This window comes from Pseudomonas sp. NEEL19 (assembly GCF_028751975.1).
GTDB lineage: Bacteria > Pseudomonadota > Gammaproteobacteria > Pseudomonadales > Pseudomonadaceae > Aquipseudomonas > Aquipseudomonas juntendi.
The window spans coordinates 817,341-841,753 of sequence record NZ_CP081491.1 but is presented as its reverse complement, the minus strand read 5'-3'; the positions used below and the strand labels follow the sequence as shown (position 1 = coordinate 841,753).

The following is a 24,413-nucleotide window of genomic DNA, read 5'->3' as shown; positions in this document are numbered from 1 at the left end:
ATGCAGGACGGCTTCAACGACCCGCTCTGGCGCCAGGTCGTTTCGGGCGCGCAGATGCTCTTCGTGGCATTCGGTGCGCTGGTACTGATGCCACTGATCACCGGCCTGGACCCGAACGTCGCGCTGTTCACCGCGGGTATCGGTACCTTGCTGTTCCAGTTGGTCACCGGCCGTCAGGTCCCGGTGTTCCTGGCTTCCAGCTTCGCCTTCATCACCCCGATCATTCTCGCCAAAGGCCAGTTCGGCCTGGCCGAGACCATGGGCGGCGTGATGGCCGCAGGTTTCGTGTATACCTTCATGGGCCTGATGGTGAAAATCAAAGGCACCGGTTTCATCGACCGCATGCTGCCGCCCGTGGTGATCGGGCCGGTGATCATCTCCATCGGCCTGGCCATGGCGCCGATTGCCGCCAACATGGCGATGGGCAAGGCTGGCGACGGCAGCGTGCTGCTGCCGTACAAGACAGCCATGCTGATCTCCATGCCGGCGCTGCTGACCACACTGATCGTCGCTGTGTTCGGCAAAGGCATCTTCCGCCTGGTGCCGATCATCGCTGGCGTGCTGGTGGGTTTTGCCCTGTCATTTGCCTTTGGCGTGGTCGACACCGCCAGAATTGCCGCTGCCCCCTGGCTGGAAATGCCCAACTTCACGGCGCCAGCGTTCAACTGGCAGGCCATTCTGTTCATCGTTCCAGTAGCCCTGGCACCTGCGATCGAGCACATTGGCGGGGTTATCGCGGTTGGCAGCGTAACCGGCCGTGACTACCTGAAGAAGCCCGGCCTGCACCGCACCCTGCTGGGTGACGGCCTGGCTACCACCGCCGCCGGCCTGTTCGGCGGCCCGCCCAACACCACCTACGCCGAAGTGACCGGTGCGGTGATGCTGACCAAGAACTACAACCCGAAGATCATGACCTGGGCGGCGGTATTCGCCATTACCCTGGCATTCATCGGCAAGTTCGGCGCGCTGCTGCAGAGTATTCCGGTGCCGGTGATGGGCGGCATCCTGTGCCTGCTGTTCGGCTCGATCGCCGCGGTAGGCTTGAACACCATGATCCGCCACAAGGTCGACCTGGCCGAAGCGCGCAACCTGGTGATCGTGTCGGTGACCCTGGTGTTCGGTATTGGCGGGGTACTGATCGGCAGCGGTGATGGCCCGGATGACTGGGGCCTGAAGGGGATTGCCCTGTGTGCCATCGTGGCGATTGCCCTGAACCTGATCTTGCCTGGCAATGACGGCTGGAAGCACAAGAAGCTCGAGGATCAGCAGCCTTGAGCCACCCTTGACCTGAGCGCCCACAGGGCAGCAAAACACCCTGTGGGAGCGGGTTCACCCGCGAAAAGGCCGGTTCACTCAGGCCTTTTCACACATGTCCGCCAACACCCTCACCCACTGCGGGTGGTCGTTCAAGCATGGCACCAGCACCAGCTCCCGCCCGCCGGCCTCGACAAACTGCTCACTGCCGCGCATGCCGATTTCTTCCAGCGTTTCGATGCAGTCGGCCACGAATGCCGGGCACATCACCAGCAATTTCCTGACCCCCGCCTTGGCCAGCTCGTCCAGGCGTGTTTCGGTGTACGGCTCGATCCACTTGTCACGCCCCAGCCGCGACTGGAAACTCACCGACCACTTGCCGTCGGGTATACCCAACTGCGCCGCAAACGCTTTGGCGGTCGCCAGGCACTGGCCCCGGTAACACACCGCGCGCACCTCGGCGCTGGCATCTTTGCAGCAGTCGGCTGCACGCAGATCATGCTTGCCGCGCGTGCCGCGCGGGTACAGCTTTTTCAGGTGCCGCTCCGGCAGCCCATGAAAACTCAGCAACAGGTGGTCGTAATCCTGTGCCAGGTAAGGTTCGGCGCTGGCCGCCAGTGCCTGGATATACGCGGGGTGCTCGTAGAACGGCTGCAGCACCCGCATTTGCAACGGCAACTGGCGCTCTTGGATGGTCTGTTTCGCCAACTCCACGACCGTGGTCACCGTACTGTCCGCGAACTGTGGATACAACGGCGCCAGAGTAACCCTGCGCACGCCCTGCGCTGCCAGACGCGCCAACACATCCTCCAGCGCCGGCTGGCCGTAACGCATGGCTATTTCAACCGGCCCATGCGGCCAATGCTCGACCATGGCAGCCTGCAGGCGGCGGGTCAGCACCACCAACGGCGAGCCCTCTTCCCACCAGATGGACGCATAGGCATGGGCCGACTGCTCCGGTCGCTTGATCAGGATCAACGACACCAGCAGCCGCCGCAGTGGCCAAGGCAGGTCCACCACGTATGGGTCCATCAGAAACTGGTTGAGGTAGCGGCGTACATCGGCCACCGAAGTGGAGGCCGGGGAACCCAGGTTGACCAGCAGCAGGGCGTGATCAGTCATGCAGCGTCCTATGTCAGAGGCGGCTGGACAGGTCGTCCAGGGCCGATTGCAGATCATTGAAACGGAAGGCGAAGCCCGCCTCCAGCAAACGTACCGGGCGCGCACGCTGGCCGCCCAACAGCAAAGTCGACAGCTCGCCCAAGCCGGCCTTGAGCAGCAGTGCCGGCACCGGCAATAGCGCCGGGCGATGCAGCGCATGGCCCAGCCGCCTGGCGAACTCGCGGTTGCGCACGGGCGTTGGAGCGCAGGCATTATAAGGACCGCTGGCGCCCTTATGCTGCAAGAGGAAATCAATCAGGGCGACCTGGTCGTCTATATGGATCCACGGCATCCACTGCCGACCGTTGCCCAACGGCCCACCCAGCCCCAGCTTGAAGGGGATGCGCAAGCGCGACAAAAAGCCGCCATCGCTGGCCAGCACCAACCCGGTACGCACCAGCACCACACGGATGCCCTGGGCCTGCGAGCGCTGCGCTGTTTCTTCCCAGGCTATACACAACTGGCTGGCGAAATCTTCCCGCACCGGGGGCGAGGCCTCGGTCAGTTCGCGCTCACCGCCGTCTCCGTACCAGCCCACCGCTGACCCGGATAGCAACACCTCAGGGCGCTGTTCGCGGGTACCCAGCCAAGCCAGCAGCTGCTCGGTCAGGGCAATGCGGCTAGCCCACAACAGGTTGCGCCGGGCGGCCGTCCAGGGCCGGTCGGCAATCGGCGCCCCCGCCAGGTTGACCACTGCATCGAGCTGATCGTCTGCTTCCAGTTGCTCAAGCCGGGCGATGCCCCGCACCCCGGCGCCGCAGAGCTTCGCCACTTCCTGTGGCCGCCGGCTCCACACTGTCAGCCGGTGGCCCTGGCTGAGCCAGTACTGGCACAGGTGCTTGCCAATCAACCCGGTACCGCCTGTCAGCAATATATGCATGCCTGTGTCCTCGCAGATTGCAGCGGTGGTCTATTTTTAACATCAAGGCACTTTTTTGACCCGACGCTCTCGGATAAACATAGGCCAACCTGTCCGGCAAAGCGGAATTACCTTATACAATATTTTTGCTTTGTACAGGTTTTCCTGGCAGCGTAGCCTGCTCATAGCAAGGTTTGAAGAGGCCATCATGACAGTACCTATTGCCATCATTGGTGCCGGTATCGCCGGCTTGTCTGCCGCCCAGGCTTTGCAGAAGGCCGGGCAGTCGGTGCACTTGTTCGATAAAGGCAAGGGCAGCGGCGGGCGCATGGCCAGCAAGCGCAGCGAGGCCGGCGCCCTCGACCTTGGCGCGCAGTATTTCACTGCCCGCGACCGGCGCTTTGTCGAGCAGGTCCAGCAATGGGTGGCCGCAGGTTGGGCAGAGCAGTGGAAACCCCAGCTGTACAACTACCGCGACGGCACCCTCAGCCCCTCCCCCGACGAGCAGACACGCTGGGTAGGCGTGCCGCGCATGAGCGCGATCACCCGCGGCCTGCTCAACGACGTGACGGTGAATTTCGACTGCCGCATTGCCGAGGTGTTTCGCGGCAAGCAGTACTGGCACCTGCAGGATACCGACGGCTGCAGCCACGGCCCCTTCAGCCGCGTGGTAATTGCCGTGCCGGCGCCCCAGGCGACACCGCTGCTGGCCGCCACGCCCAAGTTGGCTGCCGTGGCGGCCGGCGTGCAGATGGAACCCACCTGGGCCGTGGCCCTGGCATTCCAGGCCCCGCTGGATACACCGATGCAAGGCTGCTTCGTGCAGGACAGCGCCCTCGATTGGCTGGCACGCAACCGCAGCAAGCCTGGCCGCGACGAGCAGCCCGATACCTGGATATTGCACGCAACGGCAGACTGGAGCCGGCAGCATATCGACCTGCCCAGAGAGGCAGTGATCGAGCATCTGTACGGCGAATTCGCCGAACTGGTCGGCTGCGTGGTGCCCGCGCCCGCTTTCTCCCTGGCCCACCGCTGGCTGTATGCCCGCCCGAGCAGCAACCATGAGTGGGGCGCCCTGGCCGATGCCGATCAGGGCTTGTATGCATGCGGCGACTGGTGCTTGTCAGGGCGTGTAGAAGGCGCCTGGCTTAGCGGCCAGGAAGCAGCACGGCGACTGCTCGAACATTTGGACTGATTTCACCTTATACAAAAAAACTGGTTTGCATAACTTCCGCACTGTGCTGGAATAAACCTGTACAAGTTTTTACAAACGTACAGGTTTTCGGAGGCAGTCATGCAAAACCCGCCCACCCACAGCAAGCCGCGTATTGCCATCAGCGCCTGCCTCACCGGGCACAGCGTTCGCTATAACGGCGGCCACAAGGCCTCCGACCTGTGTCGCAAGCAACTGGAAGAACATTTCGAATGGCTGCCTGTTTGCCCAGAGGTAGCCATCGGGCTAGGCGTGCCTCGCGATCCGATCCGCCTGGTTGGCGACCCGAACAACCCTGAAGTGGTCGGCACCCGCAACCCGGGCATGGACCTGACCGGGCCGCTACGCAGCTACGGCGAGCAGATGGCCGCTGAGCTGGGTGACATCTGCGGCTACATTTTCATGCAGAAATCGCCGTCCTGCGGCTTGGAACGGGTCAAGGTCTATCAGCCAAACGGCCACCCTGCGGTGCAGAGTGGTCGCGGCGCCTTTGCCCAGGCCTTCTGCGCGCTACGCCCCGACCTGCCGGTGGAAGAGGAAGGCCGGCTGCATGACCCGGTGCTGCGCGAGAACTTCATAAGCCGTGTCTATGCCTATGCCGACTGGCAACGCCTGCTGGCCGAGGGCCTCAGCCGGGGTGCCTTGGTAAGCTTCCATTCACGCTACAAGTACCTGTTGATGGCCAACAACCCTCAGGCCTACCGCACCCTCGGGCGCCTGCTCGGCATCATGAGCAAGGACGATGACCCGCAACAGGTGGGCCAGCGGTATTTCAGCCAGCTGATGCAGGCGCTGCGCCGCTGTGCCAGCCGTGGCACCCACTGCAATGTGCTGCAGCACCTCAGCGGCTATTTCAAGGACACCCTCACCCAGCAGGACAAAGCCGAGCTGCAGACGATCATCGGCCAGTACCAGCAGGGCGTCGTGCCGCTGGTGGTGCCACTGACGCTGCTCAAACACCACCTGCGTAAGCATCCGGACCCGTACCTGCTTCAGCAAACCTACCTGCAACCCCACCCTGAAAGCCTGGGTTTACGCAATGCGGTCTGAGGTGCTGTTGCCAATAGGCGAGTTGGCCCGCCGCACCGGGGTGAACCCGGTCACGCTGCGCGCCTGGGAGCGCCGTTATGGCCTGCTCAAACCACAACGCACGGCAAAGGGGCACCGCCTGTACCCACAAAGCCAGGTGGAACGGGTGGAAACGATCCTGGCCTGGTTGCAGCGGGGTGCCTCTGTTGGCCAAGTGCGCGAGTTGCTCGACAAGCCAACCAGCACCGCGCCCAAAGGCGACTGGGAAGCCCGTCAGTTCGAGCTGGTCGAAGCCATCGCCAGCCTGTCGCAACGCAACCTGGACCAGCAGCTCAACCAGGCCATGGCGCTGTATCCAGCTCTGACCTTGTGCGAGCAATTGTTACTGCCCTTGCTCGACCTGCTCGACCTGCGCTGGGGCAACTACTTCAACGCGCGGCTGGAGCAGGTGTTCTTCTACGGCTGGCTGCGCAGCAAACTGGGCGCCCGCGTTTACCACGACAACCAGTTGCTGCACGGCCCCGCCGTGCTGCTGGCCGAGGACAGCGAGCGGGCCTTCAGCCCCGGGCTGTGGCTGTGCGCCTGGTTGTTCACCAGCAATGGCATCCCCGTTGAGGTACTTGAACAGCCTGTCAGCGCGGCGCAACTGCAAAGCGCAGTCAGCATCTTCCAACCCCGCGCCATGCTGCTGCACCTGGGCCCGCGCATAGACGACAAAGCGTTGCTGCGTGCCCTGCAGGGGGTGCCGGGGCCGAAGTTACTCGGTGGCAGCATGGTTACGCTGCATGAAACCCGCCTGAAAGACAGCGAATTGCCTGACCTTTTCCTGTTCGATACCCCGCAAGCGGCCTTGCGCCTGCTTCAAGCCCATGACCGCCAGCCCGTAGAGATGAGTGACCCATGCACCTGACCTGGCTGCGTAGTGACCTGCGCATCGATGACAACACCGCACTGAGCGCTGCGACTGAACGCGGGCCGACCATCGCCTTGTGGCTGGTAAGCCCCGGGCAATGGCGTGCGCACGACGATGCCGACTGCAAAGTCGATTTCTGGCTACGCAACCTGCGCGACCTGCGCCAGGCGCTGGAAAAGCTGAACATCCCGCTGCTGATCCGCAAGATCGACACCTGGGACCAGGCGCCTCAGGCCGTACTCGATGTTTGCCAACAACACCAGGTGCAAAGCGTGCACTGGAACGAGGAATACGGCATCAACGAGCAGCGCCGGGACGCTGCTACGCGCAAGCTGCTGGAAAAAGCGTCTGTCCAGGCGCACAGCTATCTCGACCAACTGCTGTTTCGCCCAGGCACCATCCTGACCCGCAGCGGCGATTACTTTCAGGTATTCAGCCAGTTCAAGAAAACCTGCCTTGAACACCTGCACCGCAGCCTGCCTGCGCTGGCCCGGCGGGTAAAGCGCCAGGCTGCGCTGAAGATCCACAGTGACCCGATCCCGCAACATATCGACGGCTTCGAAAAAACCCCGCGCGCCTTGCGTGAGCACTGGCCGGCGGGCGAGGCCCATGCACAGCAGCGCCTGTCGCAGTTTCTGGACGAAACCATCGACGACTACCATAAAACCCGGGACCTGCCAGCGATGCCAGGGACCAGCCAGCTTTCGCCGTACCTAGCCGCCGGGGTGATTTCACCGCGCCAGTGCTTGCATGGGGCCCTGGCGGCTAACAAGGGCGAGTTCGACAGCGGTAGCACGGGTGTGCAGACCTGGGTCAACGAGCTGCTGTGGCGCGAGTTCTACAAGCATATCCTCACCGGCTACCCACAGGTTTCGCGGCACCGCGCCTTCCGTAGCCATACCGAAGCCCTGCCCTGGCGCGATGCGCCGGACGATCTCGAGGCTTGGGAGCAGGGCCGTACCGGCTTCCCGATCATCGACGCGGCCATGCGCCAGCTGCTGCACACGGGCTGGATGCACAACCGGCTGCGCATGATCGTCGCCATGTTCCTCAGCAAAAACCTGTTGATCGACTGGCGCAAGGGCGAGCGCCACTTCATGCGCCACCTCATCGATGGTGACCTGGCCGCCAACAATGGCGGCTGGCAGTGGAGCGCCTCTACCGGCACCGATTCGGTGCCCTATTTCCGCATTTTTAATCCGGTCTCACAATCGCAGCGGTTCGACCCTGAGGGGCGTTTCATTCGTCACTGGCTGCCGGAGCTTCGCGATATCGATGAAAAAACAATTCATGGTCCGATGAAATGTACGGATCTTTTCGCTGGTAATTCGTATCACAATCCAATAGTTGATCTGGGCAGTAGTCGCCAACGTGCATTGGAGGCCTTCAAAGGCCTGCCGCGACGGTAACATCAGGGGGCAGAACGTCTTGAATAACTCACGCAGTTTTTGGGTTACAGGCGCAAGCAATGGACTTGGCTTGGCGTTGTTGCAAGGGCTGCTCGACCAAGGCCACCGGGTGGCCGCGAGTGGCAAGGATGCGCCTGCGTTCGAAGCGCTGGGCGAACGCTATGGCCAGCAATTCCTGCAAGTGCCCTGGCAGTTGCACGATGCACAGCAAGCCGCTGACGCTTGTCAGTTGATCGCCCGTCACTGGCACTCACTGGACGGCGTGATCATCAACGCCGGTACCAGCGATTATCTACCGGGCGATGTGGCTGACAGCGAATTGATCGAGGCCATTGTCTCCAGCAACCAGCTGGCGGGCAAACACTGCCTGACAGCGGTGACGCCCTTGCTGGCAAAGGGTGATTCGCCCCAGGTGATGGCTATTTTCAACCGCTACTCGGCCCTGCAGTTGTACGCGCCAAGCCAGGTAACCGCCGGTTGGAACCACCTGCCGCAGTGGGTACGTGAGCAACGTGATGCGCTCAAGGCGTTGGGGATATCGCTGACCGTGGTAGGACCGCAGTCGCTGAAAACGCCAGTGACGCCTGCGCAAGCCTTTCCGGAGCAGTGGACGCCGCAAAGCGCCGCACAGGAGTTGTTGCGGCGCTGGCCCGCGGCTGAGCCCGAGTTGGTGCTGGAGACGCTTGACTTCAGTGGGCTATGGCCGCTGCCGCAGAGGTGACGGCCAGGCTCCCCGCCAAGCGCGAACCTGAGTCGCGCTTGGCGGTTGATGATTGACCCGATCGGGTCAGAGCGCCATGCGGTAATGCAAGCTGTAGCTTTCGACCCCGTCATTGGGTTCTTTGATGCCGGCGTTCGAGTAGTGGATCGCACGCACACCAATTTCATGCCCACCGGCGAAGCGCAGGCCGAAGCCGATGCGGTCTTCGAACTGGAACGACGACCCCAGTTCGTTGCTTTCCAGCTCGGTGCTGGAGAAAGCTGCCACGCCGATGCCCGCCTCGATGTAGGGCTTGACCGACTGGCCGGCAAACTCGTACACGAACACGGGTGCGAACGACAGGCTGTGGTTGCTTGCCGTGTCGTCACCGTCCCAATAGGTGTAGGCACCGTCCCAATAGCCGGTCACGCGGCCTACGCTGGTCTGCCACCAGCTGGCATCCCAGTTCGACTGCAGCCCCAGCCGGTAGACCATCGTCGAGTCACCGGTCTGCCCTACCGAAACCGATACATCAGCAGCCTGCGCCGATACTGCCTGCCCCATGGTGAAAACGGCAGCCGCCGCCAAGCCCAGCAGTTTCTTCATGAGAAACATCCTTCATCCTAGTGCTGTTTTAATGATCGCCTCATCTCAGGCAAGGGATAGAAAGCGGCAGTGGTACGATAGTTCAGCTTTTCTTCACGTTTTTTTCACATGGCAAAGCTTTGCACATCGTCAGACTTATGCCACAGCACAGGCAGGATTTTTTTCAGGGAAGAGGGGTCGGCGCTGGTCCAGAAGCGGGTGGCCTGCGCCGGTCCGGCGGCCAGCAGGCCATTGTTGCCTAGCAGCCGCTGCAACTGGCGGGCGACGGCGGCACCGGTATCAATGATGGCCACCTCTGGCGGCACCATGCCGGCCAGCAGCGGCCGCAGGAAGGGGTAATGGGTACAGCCCAGAATCAAGGTGTCACAGCCAGCGGCCAGCAGCGGCTCGACATAGCCCCACAGCATCTGGCGCAGCGTGGGGCTGCACAAGTCGCCGGTCTCGATCAGCTCGACCAACCCTGGGCAAGGCTGGGTGATCACCAGCACATCGCTGGCGAAGCGGTCGAGCAAAGCCGCGAACTTGGCACTTTGCAACGTGCCGGTGGTGGCCAGCACCCCAACCACACCGGAGCGTGTGGCAGCCGCGGCAGGCTTGACTGCAGGCTCCATCCCCACCAATGGCCAGTTCGGGTACAGCTCGCGCAAATCCGCCGCGGCCGCCACCGTGGCGGTGTTGCAGGCCAGCACCAGGGCCTTGGCGCCTTGCTCGCGGAAGAACCCGGCAATACGCCGGCAGCGCTCACGGATGTAGTCCGGGGACTTTTCGCCATAAGGCACATGGCCGCAATCGGCCACGTACAGCAGTGTCTCGTTGGGCAACAGGCGCTGGATCTCGGCGAGCACCGACAAGCCACCAACACCTGAGTCCATCACGCCGACCGGCGCCGAGCGCTCAGCCATCGCGCTTGCCGCACACGGCACACGCCGGGTCGCGCTTGACGCGCAGTTCGCGAATACGGGTGCCAAGGGCGTCGATCAACAGCAGTCGGCCGACCAGCGGCTCGCCGAAGCCTGCCAGCAGCTTCATCGCTTCCAGCGCCTGCAGGCTGCCGACCAGGCCCACCAGTGGGCCGATCACTCCCGCCTCGCTACAGGTCAGCTCGGCTTCACTGCCATGCCCATACAGGCAGTGGTAGCAAGGGCTGTAGTCGCGACGCGGGTCAAACACCGACAGCTGCCCCTCCAAACGGATTGCCGCACCGCTGACCAAGGGTTTGCCGGCGGCGAAACAGGCGGCGTTGACCGCCTCGCGCGTGGAGAAATTATCGGAGCAGTCCAGTACCAGGTCGACGGCGGCTACCGCGGCTGCCAAGGAGTCGTCGTCCAGCGCCTGGCGGTGGGCAACCAGGGTGACTTCCGGGTTGATGGCCTGCAGGCGCTGCAGCGCCGAGTCGACCTTGCTCATGCCGACACTGTCGCTGTCGTGAAGCACCTGGCGCTGCAGGTTGGTCAGGTCGACGGTATCGAAGTCCGCCAGGTGCAGTTCGCCAACCCCGGCGGCTGCCAGGTACAGGGCGACCGGCGAACCCAGGCCACCCAGCCCGACAATCATTGCCTTGCTGTGCTTGAGGCGTAGCTGGCCGTCGATGTCGATCTGCGCCAGCAGCACCTGGCGGCTGTAGCGCAGCAGTTCCTGATCACTCAGCATGGCAGGCGCCCCAGGCTGATGCGTTCATGGCCACCCAGATCGGTCCGGCTGGCCACCTCGTTGAAGCCCTGTTCGACCAGCAAGGCCCGTACTGCCGCGGCCTGATCATAGCCATGCTCCAGCAGCAACCAGCCACCCGGCACCAGGTGCCCAGGGGCCTGGGTGACGATCACGCGCAGGTCGTCCAGGCCATCGGGGCCAGCCACCAACGCACTGCTGGGTTCGAAACGCACGTCGCCAGCCACCAAGTGTGGATCTGCTGCGGCGATGTAGGGCGGGTTGCTGACGATCAGGTCGAAACACTCACCGGCCAGGCTGTCGAACCAATGGCTGAGGCGCACCTGGGCATTGCTCAGGCCCAGGCGCTGCCGGTTGCGCTCGGCAAGCGCAGCGGCCTCTGCCACCCGGTCTACGGCCGTGACCTGCCAGGCGGGGCGCTCGCTGGCCAGGGCCAATGCGATGGCGCCCGTGCCGGTGCCCAGGTCGAGAACCCTGGCTGGGGCCGCGGGCTGCAGTTCAAGGGCGGTTTCGACCAGCAGCTCGGTATCCGGCCGTGGGATGAGCGTGTGCGGCGCGACTTCCAGGTCGATCTTCCAGAAACCTTGCTGGCCAAGGATATACGCCACCGGCTCACCGCCGCGGCGGCGCTGCAGGTACCCGGCGTAGGTCTGCGCGTCTTCGCTGCTGACGATCCGCTCGGGCCAGGTGTGCAGATAACTGCGCGACTTGCCGATGGCCGCTGCCAGCAGCAGTTCGGCATCCAGGCGTTCGGTAGGCGATTCTGGCAACTGTGCGTTGCGCAGCAGGCTGGCGATGATGGTCATCAGTCCCCCAGGGCAGCCAGTTGATCGGCCTGGTATTCGGCCAGCAACGGCTCGATCACCGCGTCCACGCCACCACTGAGGATGTCGTCCAGCGAATACAAGGTCAGGTTGATACGGTGATCGGTCACCCGCCCCTGTGGGTAATTGTAGGTACGAATACGTTCCGAGCGGTCACCCGACCCGACCAGCAGTTTGCGCTCGCTGGCAATGGCGTTCTGGGCGGCGCTGGTCTGCATGTCGTTGAGCTTCGCCGACAGCCAGGACATGGCGCGGGCGCGGTTCTTGTGTTGCGAGCGCTCTTCCTGGCACTCCACCACGATGCCGGTGGGCAAGTGGGTGATGCGGATCGCCGAGTCGGTCTTGTTGACGTGCTGGCCGCCGGCACCGGAGGCGCGGTAGGTGTCCACGCGCAGGTCAGCCGGGTTGATTTCGATGGCCGCTTGTTCGTCTGGCTCGGGCAGTACCGCCACGGTGCAGGCGGAAGTGTGCACGCGGCCTTGGGACTCGGTCTCCGGCACGCGCTGCACGCGGTGGGCGCCGGACTCGAACTTGAGCTTGCCGTAGACGTTTTCCCCTTCGACACGGGCGATGATTTCTTTGTAGCCGCCGTGTTCGCCCTCGTTCTCGGACAGAATCTCCAGGCGCCAGCCACGCTTTTCGGCGTAACGCGAATACATGCGGAACAGGTCACCCGAGAAGATCGCGGCCTCGTCGCCACCGGTGCCGGCGCGGATCTCGAGGAACACGTTGCGGCCATCATTCGGGTCCTTGGGCAGCAGCATGCGCTGCAGCTGCGCCTCCAGGGTCAGCAACTGCTCCTTGGCTTCACGCACTTCTTCCACGGCCATTTCGCGCATGTCCGGGTCACTGTCCTTGAGCAGCGCCTGGGCACCTTCGAGGTCGTCCTGGACTTTGCGCCACTCTTTATAGGCAGCATAGACCGGCTCGACCTCGGCGTACTCACGGGAATACGCGCGAAAGCGCGTCTGGTCGGAAATGACCTCGGCATCGCCGAGCAAGGCGGTGAGTTCTTCGAAGCGGTCCTGGAGAATTTCCAGTTTGTTCAGCAGCGACGCTTTCATTGCGGGGTTTTGTCCGTCGAGCCCTCGTTGAGGGCAAAGAGTTCCTGGGCCATGGCCAGCGCATCGACGCGCCCCTCGGCCGAGAGCTTTTTCAACTGCACGCTGGGCGCATGCAGGAGTTTGTTGGTCAGGCCCCGGGCCAATTGAGCCAGTACGTCCTCGGGGTTGCCGCCGTTGGCCAGCAGGCGCTGGGCCTTTTGCAGTTCTTCGTCGCGCAGGCGCTCGCTTTGCTGGCGATAGGCCTTGAGCACATCCACGGCAGCCAGTTCACGCAGGCGCAGCATGAAGTCTTCGGCGCCGACTGTCACCAGTTCTTCGGCAGCCTGGGCCGCGCCTTGGCGGCTCTTGAGGTTTTCCGCCACGACATCGTGCAGGTCATCGACGGTGTAGAGGTAGACGTCATCGAGCTCACCGACCTCGGTTTCGATATCGCGGGGCACGGCGATGTCGACCATGAAGATCGGTTTGTGCCGGCGCTGCTTCAGCGCACTTTCGACCGCGCCTTTGCCAAGAATCGGCAACTGGCTGGCAGTGGAGCTGATGACGATGTCGCTGTTGGCCAGTTCCTGGGGGATGTCGGCCAGCAGAACGGCATGCGCACCGAACTGTTCGGCCAGGATGCTGGCGCGTTCCAGGGTGCGGTTGGCCACCACGATGCGGCGCACGCCCTGCTCATGCAGGTGGCGGGCGACCAGGGTGATGGTTTCGCCGGCGCCGATCAGCAGGGCCTGGCTACGCCCCAGGTCGGCGAAGATCTGCTTGGCCAGGCTGACGGCGGCAAATGCCACCGACACCGGGTTCTCGCCAATGGCGGTGTCGGTACGCACCTGTTTGGCAGCACTGAAGGTGGCCTGGAACAGGCGCCCGAGCAACGGCCCGACGGTACCGGCTTCGCGGGCCACGGCGTAGGCAGACTTCATCTGGCCGAGGATCTGGGGCTCGCCGAGCACCAGCGAGTCGAGGCCCGAGGCCACGCGCATCATGTGCTTCACGGCGTTGTGCTCTTCGTGCACGTAGGCACTGGCGCGCAGTTCGTCGAGGCTGAGGCGGTGGTAATCAGCCAGCCATTTGAGTACGGCGTCGGCGGACAGGTGGTCCTGCTCTATATAGAGTTCACTGCGGTTGCACGTCGACAGAATCGCCGCTTCGCGGCTGGACGTCAGTCGGCAGAGCTGCTGCAGGGCGTCTACCAGCTGCTCTGGGGTAAACGCCACGCGCTCGCGTACGTCTACCGAGGCAGTCTTATGGTTGATACCGAGTGCAAGAAAGGCCATGCGAGGTCGCTGGTTGTGACAGGAAGCCGATAATTGTCCTCTTTCGCAGGTTGCAGGACAACCACCGTTCGCTAATGTGCTGACAGGGCTGCGGCGTTGCGAGCGAACCACGCTGCCGCGCTGCGGTCTGCATGTGCTATGCATGGCTTCATACCTTCGCAGGTGGGTTTGCCCCCGCGCTTGTGTCATCATGCTGCGACCGCCGGTGAGTCCTCCAATAAAGCCTTCTATGAACAAACCATACGCATTGCTGCTTGCCTTCGCCCTGCTTCAGGGCTGCCAGAGCCTGGCCCCGCAAAAGGCCGAGCCTCCCGTTGCCGATGCCGCCAAGGCGGAGGCCGAGAAGCCCGTGGTGTATGGATCCTTCAAGCAAGACACCCTTTACAGCCTGCTGGTGGCGGAACTGGCCGGGCAGCGCAACCGCTTCGATATCGCCCTGGCCAACTACACCGACCAGGCCGCCAAGACCCAGGATCCCGGCGTATCCGAGCGCGCCTACCGCATCGCCGAATACCTGGGCGCCGACGAGCCCGCCCTGGAAAACGCTTTGGTCTGGGCCCGCAACGACCCACAGAACCTCGACGCCCAACGCGCCGCTGCCATTCAACTGGCGCGCGCCGGCCGTTATGACGACTCCATGGCCTACATGGAAAAGGTACTGCAGGGTCAGGGCGACACCCATTTCGATTTCCTGGCCCTGTCAGCTGCCGAAACCGACCAGAGCACACGTGACGGCTTGCTGCAGAGCTTCGAGCGACTGCTGGCGAAATACCCCGACAACGGCCAGCTGGTATTCGGCAAGGCCCTGCTGCTGAACCAGGACGGCAAGACCGAAGAAGCCCTGGAACTGCTCGAGTCACACCCCCCGCAAAATGGTGAAATTGCCCCGATCCTGCTGCGCGCCCGCCTGCTTCAGGCGCTGGACCGCGGCCCCGAGGCACTGCCCTTGCTGCGCGGGGCCATCCGTGACAACCCGGACGACAAACGCCTGCGCCTGACCTACGCCCGCACCTTGGTCGAGCAGGACCGTATCGCCGATGCCAAGGGCGAATTCCTCAGCCTGGTCCAGCAGTACCCCGACGACGACGAACTGCGCTACTCCCTGGCCCTGGTGTGCCTGGAGAACAAGGACTGGGACGAGGCCGAGGGCTACCTGCAGGAACTGATCGAGCGCGACAGCAATGTCGACGCCGCGCACCTCAACCTGGGCCGTATCCGCGAAGAGCGTCACGACCCCGCAGGTGCCCTGCGTGAATACGCCCTGGTCGGCCCGGGCCCCGACTACCTGCCGGCGCAACTGCGCCAGGCCGACATTCTGATCGCCAACGGCCGTGGCAGCGAGGCCTCGCGCCTGCTTGCCGAGGCCCGCGAAGCGCAGCCGGACTACGCCATCCAGCTGTACCTGATCGAATCGGAAAGCTACAGCAACAACAACAAGGACGCCCAGGCCAACCAGGTGCTGCAGCAGGCCATTCAGCGCTACCCGGACGACCTCAACCTGCTTTACACACGCGCCATGCTGGCCGAAAAACGTGACGACCTGGCGCAGATGGAACAAGACCTGCGCGCGATCATCGCCCGCGAGCCGGAAAACGCCATGGCCCTGAACGCCCTGGGCTACACCCTGGCCGACCGCACGACCCGCTACGCCGAGGCCCGGACGCTGATCGAAAAGGCCCACCAGCTAACCCCCGATGACCCGGCAGTGCTCGACAGCCTGGGCTGGGTGAATTACCGCCTGGGCAACCTCGACGCGGCTGAAACCTACCTGCGCCAGGCGTTTGCCAACTTCCCCGACCACGAAGTGGCTGCCCACCTGGGCGAAGTGCTGTGGGCCAACGGCAAACGCCGCGAGGCCCGCCAGGTCTGGGCCAAGGGCTTCGATGCCCAGCCCGACAGCCCCCTCCTGCGCAAGACCCTCCTGCGCCTGACCGGATCCGAGACCCTTTAACGCCATGTTTCTGCGCCATTGCATTACCTTCACCCTGATCGCCCTGCTCGCCGGCTGCGCCGGCTTTGGAAGCCGCGAGGCCCTGCAAGGCCATGGCGACCCACAGCAGTGGCGCGCCCATAAAGAGCAACTGAGCAGCCTCGATGGCTGGCAGATCAACGGCAAGGTCGGCATCCGCGCACCGCGCGATTCGGGCAGCGGCACGCTGTTCTGGCTGCAACGCCAGGATTACTACGACATTCGCCTGGCTGGCCCGCTGGGCCGAGGTGCCGCCCGCCTCACCGGTCGCCCCGGCGGCGTGGTGCTGGAAGTGGCCAACCAGGGCCGCTACGAAGCCCCCAGCCCCGAAGCCCTGCTGGAAGAGCAACTGGGCTGGCGATTGCCGGTCTCGCACCTGGTGTGGTGGGTACGCGGCCTGCCCGCCCCTGACAGCAAGAGCACACTGAGCCTTGACGGCAACAGCCGCCTGGCCACCCTCGACCAAGATGGCTGGCAGGTGCAGTACCTGAGCTACACCGAGCAGAACGGCTACTGGCTGCCCGAGCGCCTGAAGCTGCACGGCCAGGACCTGGACGTGACCCTGGTGATCAAGGACTGGCAGCCGCGCCAGCTGGGGCAGTGAGCCCATGCACACGCTGACCCTGCCGGCACCGGCCAAGCTCAACCTGTGGCTGCACATCGTTGGCCGCCGCGCCGACGGCTACCATGAGCTGGAAACGGTGTTTCAGTTTCTCGACCACGGCGACGAACTGCACTTCGCCCTGCGCGATGACGGCGTGATTCAGTTGCATACCCCTATCGAGGCGGTGCCGCACGACAGCAACCTGATCGTGCGTGCTGCGCGCAAGCTACAAGCGCAATCAGGTACCCCATTGGGTGCGGACATCTGGCTGACCAAGGTCCTGCCCATGGGTGGCGGTATCGGCGGCGGCAGTTCGGATGCTGCCACCACCCTGCTGGCCCTCGCCCACCTGTGGCAGCTGGATTGGGACGAAGACCGCCTGGCCGCCCTGGGCCTGAGCCTGGGGGCGGATGTACCGGTATTCGTGCGCGGCCATGCAGCCTTCGCCCAGGGCGTGGGCGAACAGCTGACCCCGGTCGACCCGGAAGAACCCTGGTATGTCGTGCTGGTGCCGCAAGTGTCTGTCAGCACAGCAGAAATTTTTTCACATCCGCAGTTGACACGTGATTCACTGCCCCTTAAGATGCGCCCCGTTCCCAAGGGAAACAGTCGAAATGACTGCCAACCGGTGGTAGAGCAGAATTACCCAGAAGTTCGCAATGCGTTGAATTCACTGGGAAAATTCACCGAAGCTCGATTAACCGGCACTGGAAGCTGTGTGTTTGGGGCCTTCCCAAGCAAAGCCGAAGCTGATAAAGTTCTGGCCCTTCTTTCAGCGACCCAAACAGGGTTTGTGGCGAAAGGAAGCAATGTTTCGATGTTGCATCGCAAGCTGCAAAGTCTGGTCAAGAAGTCGGGCGCATAAGCGTTCGCAAGCAACAGATACAGGGGCGTCGCCAAGCGGTAAGGCAGCAGGTTTTGATCCTGCCATGCGTTGGTTCGAATCCAGCCGCCCCTGCCATTTTCCTTATACTCATCCAGGTATACCCTCAGCCTCCAGGTACTGCGCGTGTCCAAGATGATGGTCTTTACGGGGAACGCTAACCCCGATCTGGCTCGGCGTGTAGTACGTCAGCTGCATATCCCTCTCGGTGACGTCTCTGTCGGTAAATTCTCCGACGGCGAGATCAGCACTGAGATCAATGAAAATGTTCGCGGTAAAGACGTTTTCATTATTCAGCCGACCTGTGCCCCGACCAACGATAACCTGATGGAACTGGTAGTGATGGCCGACGCCTTCCGCCGCTCCTCAGCATCCCGAATCACCGCCGTGATTCCTTACTTCGGATATGCCCGCCAGGACCGCCGTCCGCGTTCGGCACGTGTAGCCATCAGCGCCAAAGTCGTCGCTGACATGCTCACTGTCGTCGGTATCGACCGTGTACTCACTGTCGACCTGCACGCTGACCAGATCCAAGGCTTCTTCGATATTCCCGTCGACAACATCTACGGCTCGCCCGTACTGGTAGACGACATCGAAGACCAGCGTTTCGAGAACCTCATGATCGTATCCCCGGACATCGGTGGTGTTGTGCGCGCACGCGCCGTCGCCAAGTCCCTGGGTGTCGACCTGGGTATCATCGACAAACGCCGTGAAAAGGCTAACCACTCCGAGGTCATGCACATCATCGGCGACGTCGAAGGGCGCACCTGCATCCTGGTAGACGACATGGTCGACACCGCCGGCACCCTGTGCCACGCGGCTAAAGCCCTGAAAGAACACGGCGCTGCCAAGGTTTATGCCTATTGCACGCACCCTGTCCTGTCGGGCCGCGCGATCGAGAACATCGAGAAGTCGGTACTGGACGAGCTGGTGGTGACCAACACCGTACCGCTGTCCGCCGCTGCTCAAGCCTGTGACCGTATCCGCCAGCTGGATATCGCACCGGTTGTCGCTGAAGCGGTACGCCGTATCAGCAACGAAGAATCGATCAGCGCGATGTTCCGCTAAGCGGAACCCGTGTTGATATGAAGCGCCCCGCCCCAACCTGTGTTGGGGCGGGGCTTTTTTGCCATCCCCGTCTGGCGCTGGTCGCAAACGCCATTCGGGAGGCTATTTTGGAGAAGTAAAATGACCGATTTCATCCTGAACGCCCAAGCGCGTACTGACCTGGGGAAAGGTGCGAGCCGCCGCCTGCGTCACTCCGCCAGCATCCCTGCCGTAGTTTACGGTGGCGATAAAGAAGCCCAGTCCCTGACCATCGTGGCCAAGGAAATCGCCAAACTGTTCGAAAACGAAGCTGCCTTCAGCCACGTTATCGAACTGAACGTCGACGGCGCCAAGCAGAACGTCGTGGTCAAGGCCATGCAGCGTCACCCAGCCAAAGGCTTCATCATGCACGCCGACTTCGTTCGCGTCGTAGCTGGCCAGAAGCTGACCGCTGTTGTTCCAGTGCACTTCATCAACGAAGAAGCACCGGTCAAGAAAGGCGGCGAAGTTTCGCACGTTGAATCGCAGATCGAAGTTTCCTGCGAAGCCAAAGACCTGCCAGAGTTCATCGAAGTCGACCTGGCCAACGCTGAAATCGGCACCATCATCCACCTGTCGGACCTGAAAGCTCCGAAAGGCGTAGAGTTCGTCGCTCTGGCCCACGGTGATGACAAAGCTGTTGCCAACGTTCACGCTCCGCGCGTTTCCGCCGAAGCTGCTGAAGAAGGCGCTGCCGAGTAATCCACTCGCACGCCGGCGTTGATCGGGTTACAGTGCCGCGCGCACTGTAGCCCACCAACTCCAAGGAAGAGCCCCTGACGTGACCGCCATCCAGTTGATCGTCGGCCTGGGTAACCCCGGCCCCGAATACGAACAGACCCGGCATAACGCAGGGGCTCTTTTCGTTGAACGCATTGCCAGCGCCCAGCGTGTTTCGCTGACCGCTGACAAAAAATATTTCGGCCTGACGGCTAAGTTCAGCCATCAGGGCAACGACGTTCGTTTGTTGATCCCCACCACCTACATGAACCGTAGCGGCCAGGCCGTGGCGGCCTTGGCCAATTTCTTCCGCATCAAGCCGGAAGCGATCCTGGTGGCGCACGACGAACTCGACCTGCCCCCGGGCGTTGCCAAGCTCAAGCGCGGCGGCGGTCATGGGGGGCACAACGGCCTGCGCGACATCATCGCGCAGCTCGGCAACCAGAACGACTTCCACCGCCTGCGGCTTGGCATCGGCCACCCGGGCGACGCCAAACTGGTCTCCAACTTCGTCCTGGGCCGCGCGCCGCGCGCCGAGCAGGAGAAGCTCGACGCCAGCATCGATTTTGCCCTCGGCGTGCTGCCGGACGTGCTTGCCGGCGATTTCGCCAAGGCGATGCGCGAACTGCACAGCCAGAAGGCCTGATTTCCTTTAGAGAGGGGAATACCCATGGGTTTCAATTGCGGCATCGTCGGCCTGCCCAACGTCGGCAAGTCCACCCTGTTCAACGCCTTGACCAAATCTGGCATCGCGGCGGAGAACTTCCCTTTCTGCACTATCGAGCCGAACAGCGGCATCGTGCCGATGCCCGACGCGCGCCTGGCTGCGCTGGCTGAAATCGTCAAGCCGAACCGCATCCTGCCGACCACCATGGAGTTCGTCGACATTGCCGGCCTGGTGGCCGGTGCATCGAAAGGCGAAGGCCTGGGCAACAAGTTCCTCGCCAACATCCGCGAGACCGACGCCATTGCCCATGTGGTCCGCTGCTTCGAAGACGAGAACGTGATCCACGTTTCCAACAGTGTGGACCCCAAGCGTGACATCGAGATCATCGACCTCGAACTGATCTTCGCTGACCTGGACAGCTGCGAGAAGCAACTGCAGAAGGTTGCGCGCAATGCCAAGGGCGGTGACAAAGAGGCGCTGGCACAGAAGGCCATCCTCGAGCAACTGATCCCGCACTTCACCGAAGGCAAGCCGGCACGCAGCCTGATGAAGAACATGGGCGCCGAAGACAAGGCGGTCATCCGCGGCTTCCACCTGCTGACCAGCAAGCCGGTGATGTACATCGCCAACGTCGCCGAAGACGGCTTCGACAACAACCCGCACCTGGACGTGGTCAAGGCCATTGCCGAGGAAGAAGGCGCGGTCGTGGTGCCGGTGTGCAACAAGATCGAAGCAGAAATCGCCGAGCTCGACGATGGCGAAGAGAAAGACATGTTCCTCGAGGCCCTGGGTCTGGAAGAGCCAGGCCTGAACCGCGTGATCCGCGCCGGTTACGAACTGCTCAACCTGCAGACCTACTTCACTGCTGGCGTGCAGGAAGTTCGCGCCTGGACCGTACGCGTGGGCGCCACCGCACCCCAGGCGGCCGGGGTTATCCACACCGACTTCGAAAAAGGCTTCATCCGCGCTGAAGTCGTGGCCTATGGCGACTTCATCCAGTTCAAGGGTGAAAGCGGCGCCAAGGAAGCCGGTAAGTGGCGCCTGGAAGGCAAGGACTACATCGTCAAAGATGGCGACGTGATGCACTTCCGCTTCAATGTCTAAGCGGTAGCCTGCAGTAACCAGAAACCCCTTGCGGCTTATGCCTCAAGGGGTTTTCGTTTTATGTGGCCCGCGCCGGCCTTATCGCTAAGGCGGCGGCCGGGCTTTTGCAGGACAATATATAACTTTTTGATTTAACAGGGCCCTTGTGGGAGCGGGCGTGCCCGCGAACACCGGCGCAGCCGGTGCCAGACACCGCGTTAAATTCTTCGCGGCGGGTCGATTTCAAGACACGCCATGCTAAAACAATAAGTTATATATTGTTCCATGAGAGCTGCCTTGCCGGCGACGAGGCCGCTACAGGTAACACACCAACCAGAAATACCCTCGCACGGTGAGTCGGCGAAACAACACGGGCTGATCATTTCAAGGATGATGCATGAAAGAACATCAATATGTGGTTCAGGTGACGTGGACAGGTAACAAGGGCTACGGCACCGCCGGCTATACCGCCTACAGCCGTGACTTCAATGTCGAGGCCGCCGGCAAGGTTGCCCTGCAAGGCTCCGCAGACCCGGCATTCCGTGGCGACCCGCAGCGCTGGAACCCGGAAGACATGCTAGTGGCATCGCTGTCGGCATGCCACAAGCTCTGGTACCTGCACCTGTGCGCGGTCAACGGCGTGAATGTACTGGCGTATGTCGACCTTCCACTGGGGCGCATGGTGGAAGGTGACGATCACGGCAAGGGCCGTTTTACCCATGTGCTGCTGCGCCCGCAGGTTACCATCAGCGCAGACTCGGACCGGGAAGTTGCCCTGCGCCTGCATGAGGATGCGCATCATGAGTGCTTTATCGCCAACTCCGTGAATTTCCCGGTGGAGTGCGCGGCTGAGGTGACGGTCGGCTAGCGGGCTCAGGTCAAAGACATTGGAGTGGTGGCGATGAACTACAACCCAGCGCTCAAGGCCCGTTATGAGGTGCTGCGCGCACGCGGGATCGTCCTGGTGCGACTCAATGCCATGCTCAGGACTGGCGAGCCTTGGCTGGATCTGGTGTTGCCTCAGCCGAAGAGGGTGTAAATCAACAGCCAAAATGCAGCACTTGAAGATTACACGGTTCTTGTGGGAGCGGGCGTGCCCGCGAACACCGGCGCAGCCGGTGCCAGACACCGCGGCGCCTGCTTCGCGGGCATGCCCGCTCCCACACAGGCCGCGTCGCGCTTACGAACTGAGTTCTCTGCGCGACAGCCCAGCCCGTAGCGCTGGGTAATCTCCCACAATGAATCGCGCAGGTTCTGCGAATTTTGAGAAAGACAGTTGCTCCGACCTGCTCCGCCAGTCGGGTATGGCTAAACGCCGGGCTGCCAGCGCATCACTTCACAAATTCCTGAACTGATTATTTGTCGCCAGCGATTTTTCCCACCGGCAAGCCCCACCAGAATCGCTTCACCACAATCATAAAAACCCGTGAGGCCACCCCGTGGACCAGACCCTGCAGGTACGGCAAGCCGCCGCCGACCTTGTTGCCGCCTTCGCCAGCAACGACACCGCCCGCTACTTCGCCTGCTTCAGCGAAGACGCCACGTTCCTTTTCCATACCTTGGCGCAACCCCTGCTGTCACGCCGGGCCTATGAGAAGGTCTGGGCCCAGTGGCAGGCCGATGGGTTTGCCGTGCTCGCCTGCGCGTCCAGCAACGCCCAGGTCAGCCTGCAAGGCGACGTGGCGATTTTCATGCATGATGTGGCCACGCATCTGCGCATCGGCGGTGCCGAGCACCAGCTGAACGAGCGCGAGACCATCGTGTTCCGCCGCCACGCTGACCAGTGGCTGGCCTGCCACGAACACCTGTCGGCCGTGTCGCCGGCCTGATCACCTTTTTGCGGCCCTGCCGCCCTGCCATCGCACCCACAAGAAGGCTTGCGCACTGCGCCGGCCCACAACAACCGCGCTGGAGCATCACCATGAGCCACTCGACCGGTATCGAGACAAACGGCGTAGAACAGATTCCCGCCGATCAACGCGACGCCTCCCCGCTGGACCTGTTCCGCCTGATCTTCGGCGGCGCCAACACATTCGCCACCGCCGTGCTCGGCAGTTTCCCGGTGCTGTTCGGGCTGTCGTTCCAGGCGGGGGTGTGGGCCATCGTGCTCGGCGTTGCCGTTGGCGCGCTGATCCTGGCACCGATGGGCCTGTTCGGCGCGCTGAACGGCACCAACAATGCGGTCTCCTCGGGCGCGCACTTCGGCGTGCACGGGCGTATCGTCGGCTCGTTCCTGTCGCTGCTCACGGCAGTGGCATTCTTTTCGCTGTCGGTATGGAGTTCGGGCGATGCCCTGGTCGGCGGCGCCAAGCGCCTGGTCGGCCTGCCGGAAACCGACCTGACCCTGGGCCTGGCCTACGGCCTGTTCGCAGTGCTGGTGCTGGTGGTGTGCATCTTCGGCTTCCGCTTCATGCTGTGGGTCAACAAGATTGCCGTGTGGGCGTCGAGCCTGCTGTTCCTGCTGGGTATCGCTGCTTTTGCCGGGCCGTTCGACGCGGGCTACGCAGGCAGCGTCAACCTGAGCCAGGCGGGCTTCTGGGCAGCTTTCGTCGGCGCTGCGATCCTGGCCATGAGCAATCCGGTGTCATTCGGCGCCTTCCTCGGTGACTGGTCGCGCTACATTCCACGCGAAACCCCCAAGGCGCGCATCATGCTGGCGGTGATAGCGGCCCAGGGTGCCACGCTGATTCCATTCCTGTTCGGCCTGTGCACCGCCACCCTGGTGGCTACCCAGGCACCGGACTACATTGCCGCCAACAACTATGTCGGCGGGCTGCTGGCAGTCGCCCCCAGCTGGTTCTTCCTGCCGGTGTGCCTGATTGCGGTGATCGGCGGTATGTCCACCGGCACCACGGCGTTGTATGGCACAGGCCTGGACATGTCCAGCGTGTTCCCGCGCCTGCTCAGCCGTGCCGGCGCCACGCTGCTGATCGGGGTGCTGGCGATCGGTTTCATTTTCATCGGCCGCTTTACCTTCAACCTGGTGCAGAGCGTGTCGACCTTCGCCGTGCTGATCATCACCTGCACCAGCCCGTGGATGGTGATCATGATCCTCGGCCTGGTCACCCGCCGTGGTTTCTACCACGCTGATGACCTGCAGGTATTCACCCGCGGCCAGCGGGGTGGCCACTACTGGTTCCTGCACGGCTGGAACTGGCGCGGCATGGGCGCCTGGGTCCCCAGCGCAGTGGTCGGCCTGTGCTTCGTGAACCTGCCGGGGCAATTCGTCGGACCGTTGGGCGACCTGGCCGGTGGCATTGACCTGAGCCTGCCGGTCACCCTGGGGTTGGCCGGGGTGCTGTACCTGCTGCTGCTCAACCTGTTCCCCGAACCTGCCGGCGTGTATGGCCCGCAGGGCCCACGCTGGGTGCGTTGCAAACAGGCTGCGCACACGCCTGTAACCACTGCCGAAATGGCCTGACTGGAA

Annotated in this window: 24 protein-coding genes, 1 tRNA gene and 1 pseudogene; 18 read left to right on the top strand and 8 right to left on the bottom strand. The window is 62.8% G+C overall.

Going from position 1 to position 24,413, the window contains the following annotated elements; genetic code table 11:
* On the top strand, window positions 1–1,275 hold the full coding sequence (locus K4A76_RS03805; protein WP_009682954.1) for a uracil-xanthine permease family protein: 1,275 nt from the start codon (window positions 1–3) through the stop codon (window positions 1,273–1,275).
* Between the two features lie 78 nt (window positions 1,276–1,353).
* Here the strand turns inward: K4A76_RS03805 and hemH are convergent, their stop codons facing one another.
* Both hemH and K4A76_RS03795 read right to left on the bottom strand, forming a co-directional pair.
* Window positions 1,354–2,376: a ferrochelatase gene (hemH, locus tag K4A76_RS03800; protein WP_110679478.1), complete on the bottom strand. Its 1,023-nt coding sequence runs from the start codon at window positions 2,374–2,376 to the stop codon at window positions 1,354–1,356.
* 13 nt (window positions 2,377–2,389) lie between these two features.
* A complete protein-coding gene (locus K4A76_RS03795; RefSeq protein WP_274411595.1) occupies window positions 2,390–3,295 on the bottom strand; it encodes a TIGR01777 family oxidoreductase in 906 nt (301 codons plus the stop codon).
* A gap of 187 nt (window positions 3,296–3,482) precedes the next feature.
* Between K4A76_RS03795 and K4A76_RS03790 the strand changes: the two genes are divergently transcribed.
* The 5 genes from K4A76_RS03790 (at window position 3,483) to K4A76_RS03770 (ending at window position 8,559) form a co-directional block, all read left to right on the top strand.
* Window positions 3,483–4,469: an NAD(P)/FAD-dependent oxidoreductase gene (locus tag K4A76_RS03790; protein WP_274411594.1), complete on the top strand. Its 987-nt coding sequence runs from the start codon at window positions 3,483–3,485 to the stop codon at window positions 4,467–4,469.
* Between the two features lie 99 nt (window positions 4,470–4,568).
* Window positions 4,569–5,537: a YbgA family protein gene (locus K4A76_RS03785; protein WP_274411593.1), complete on the top strand. Its 969-nt coding sequence runs from the start codon at window positions 4,569–4,571 to the stop codon at window positions 5,535–5,537.
* On the top strand, window positions 5,527–6,426 hold the full coding sequence (locus K4A76_RS03780; protein ID WP_274411592.1) for a MerR family transcriptional regulator: 900 nt from the start codon (window positions 5,527–5,529) through the stop codon (window positions 6,424–6,426). The genes K4A76_RS03785 and K4A76_RS03780 overlap by 11 nt, the downstream gene beginning before the upstream one ends.
* Window positions 6,417–7,838, top strand: a complete 1,422-nt coding sequence (phrB, locus tag K4A76_RS03775) for a deoxyribodipyrimidine photo-lyase (RefSeq protein ID WP_274411591.1) — start codon at window positions 6,417–6,419, stop codon at window positions 7,836–7,838. Before K4A76_RS03780 ends, phrB begins: the two co-directional genes overlap by 10 nt.
* Window positions 7,839–7,857: 19 nt before the next feature.
* A complete protein-coding gene (locus K4A76_RS03770) occupies window positions 7,858–8,559 on the top strand; it encodes an SDR family NAD(P)-dependent oxidoreductase (RefSeq protein WP_274411590.1) in 702 nt (233 codons plus the stop codon).
* A gap of 66 nt (window positions 8,560–8,625) precedes the next feature.
* Here the strand turns inward: K4A76_RS03770 and K4A76_RS03765 are convergent, their stop codons facing one another.
* The 6 genes from K4A76_RS03765 to hemA all read right to left on the bottom strand — a co-directional run bounded on the left by K4A76_RS03765 (window position 8,626) and on the right by hemA (window position 13,974).
* Window positions 8,626–9,144 carry an acyloxyacyl hydrolase gene (locus K4A76_RS03765; protein ID WP_054912094.1) on the bottom strand — a complete coding sequence of 173 codons (519 nt, stop codon included), beginning with the start codon at window positions 9,142–9,144 and terminating at the stop codon, window positions 8,626–8,628.
* Between the two features lie 104 nt (window positions 9,145–9,248).
* Entirely contained in the window at window positions 9,249–10,046 is a 798-nt protein-coding gene (gene murI, locus K4A76_RS03760; RefSeq protein ID WP_054912093.1) for a glutamate racemase, read from the bottom strand.
* Entirely contained in the window at window positions 10,039–10,794 is a 756-nt protein-coding gene (locus K4A76_RS03755) for a molybdopterin-synthase adenylyltransferase MoeB (protein ID WP_274411589.1), read from the bottom strand. Before K4A76_RS03755 ends, murI begins: the two co-directional genes overlap by 8 nt.
* Window positions 10,788–11,618 (bottom strand): peptide chain release factor N(5)-glutamine methyltransferase, encoded by an 831-nt coding sequence (gene prmC / locus K4A76_RS03750; protein ID WP_274411588.1) that lies wholly within the window; start codon window positions 11,616–11,618, stop codon window positions 10,788–10,790. The genes K4A76_RS03755 and prmC overlap by 7 nt, the downstream gene beginning before the upstream one ends.
* Window positions 11,618–12,700, bottom strand: coding sequence for a peptide chain release factor 1 (prfA, locus tag K4A76_RS03745; protein ID WP_009682967.1), 1,083 nt, complete (start codon window positions 12,698–12,700; stop codon window positions 11,618–11,620). Before prfA ends, prmC begins: the two co-directional genes overlap by 1 nt.
* Window positions 12,697–13,974 carry a glutamyl-tRNA reductase gene (gene hemA / locus K4A76_RS03740; RefSeq protein ID WP_274411587.1) on the bottom strand — a complete coding sequence of 426 codons (1,278 nt, stop codon included), beginning with the start codon at window positions 13,972–13,974 and terminating at the stop codon, window positions 12,697–12,699. Before hemA ends, prfA begins: the two co-directional genes overlap by 4 nt.
* A gap of 229 nt (window positions 13,975–14,203) precedes the next feature.
* Between hemA and K4A76_RS03735 the strand changes: the two genes are divergently transcribed.
* The 12 genes and pseudogenes from K4A76_RS03735 (at window position 14,204) to K4A76_RS03680 (ending at window position 24,407) form a co-directional block, all read left to right on the top strand.
* Window positions 14,204–15,925, top strand: coding sequence for a tetratricopeptide repeat protein (locus tag K4A76_RS03735; RefSeq protein WP_110679470.1), 1,722 nt, complete (start codon window positions 14,204–14,206; stop codon window positions 15,923–15,925).
* 4 nt (window positions 15,926–15,929) lie between these two features.
* Window positions 15,930–16,547, top strand: a complete 618-nt coding sequence (lolB, locus tag K4A76_RS03730; protein ID WP_274411586.1) for a lipoprotein insertase outer membrane protein LolB — start codon at window positions 15,930–15,932, stop codon at window positions 16,545–16,547.
* Window positions 16,548–16,551: 4 nt separating this feature from the next.
* On the top strand, window positions 16,552–17,412 hold the full coding sequence (ispE, locus tag K4A76_RS03725) for a 4-(cytidine 5'-diphospho)-2-C-methyl-D-erythritol kinase (protein WP_125854896.1): 861 nt from the start codon (window positions 16,552–16,554) through the stop codon (window positions 17,410–17,412).
* 21 nt (window positions 17,413–17,433) lie between these two features.
* Window positions 17,434–17,508: transfer RNA gene (locus K4A76_RS03720), tRNA-Gln, on the top strand.
* Window positions 17,509–17,556: 48 nt separating this feature from the next.
* On the top strand, window positions 17,557–18,498 hold the full coding sequence (locus tag K4A76_RS03715) for a ribose-phosphate pyrophosphokinase (RefSeq protein WP_003247410.1): 942 nt from the start codon (window positions 17,557–17,559) through the stop codon (window positions 18,496–18,498).
* 120 nt (window positions 18,499–18,618) lie between these two features.
* Window positions 18,619–19,218, top strand: coding sequence for a 50S ribosomal protein L25/general stress protein Ctc (locus K4A76_RS03710; RefSeq protein ID WP_009686184.1), 600 nt, complete (start codon window positions 18,619–18,621; stop codon window positions 19,216–19,218).
* 79 nt (window positions 19,219–19,297) lie between these two features.
* Window positions 19,298–19,882 (top strand): aminoacyl-tRNA hydrolase, encoded by a 585-nt coding sequence (gene pth, locus K4A76_RS03705; protein WP_009686183.1) that lies wholly within the window; start codon window positions 19,298–19,300, stop codon window positions 19,880–19,882.
* A gap of 24 nt (window positions 19,883–19,906) precedes the next feature.
* A complete protein-coding gene (ychF, locus tag K4A76_RS03700; RefSeq protein WP_274411585.1) occupies window positions 19,907–21,007 on the top strand; it encodes a redox-regulated ATPase YchF in 1,101 nt (366 codons plus the stop codon).
* Window positions 21,008–21,383: 376 nt separating this feature from the next.
* Window positions 21,384–21,854, top strand: a complete 471-nt coding sequence (locus K4A76_RS03695; protein ID WP_009686130.1) for an OsmC family protein — start codon at window positions 21,384–21,386, stop codon at window positions 21,852–21,854.
* Between the two features lie 24 nt (window positions 21,855–21,878).
* A pseudogene (locus K4A76_RS03690) lies at window positions 21,879–22,025 on the top strand (IS110 family transposase); the annotation flags it as partial.
* A gap of 400 nt (window positions 22,026–22,425) precedes the next feature.
* Complete coding sequence (locus tag K4A76_RS03685; RefSeq protein ID WP_274411583.1) at window positions 22,426–22,815, top strand: YybH family protein; 390 nt, start codon at window positions 22,426–22,428, stop codon at window positions 22,813–22,815.
* Between the two features lie 92 nt (window positions 22,816–22,907).
* Window positions 22,908–24,407 carry a purine-cytosine permease family protein gene (locus tag K4A76_RS03680; protein WP_274411582.1) on the top strand — a complete coding sequence of 500 codons (1,500 nt, stop codon included), beginning with the start codon at window positions 22,908–22,910 and terminating at the stop codon, window positions 24,405–24,407.
* Window positions 24,408–24,413 lie beyond the last annotated feature (6 nt).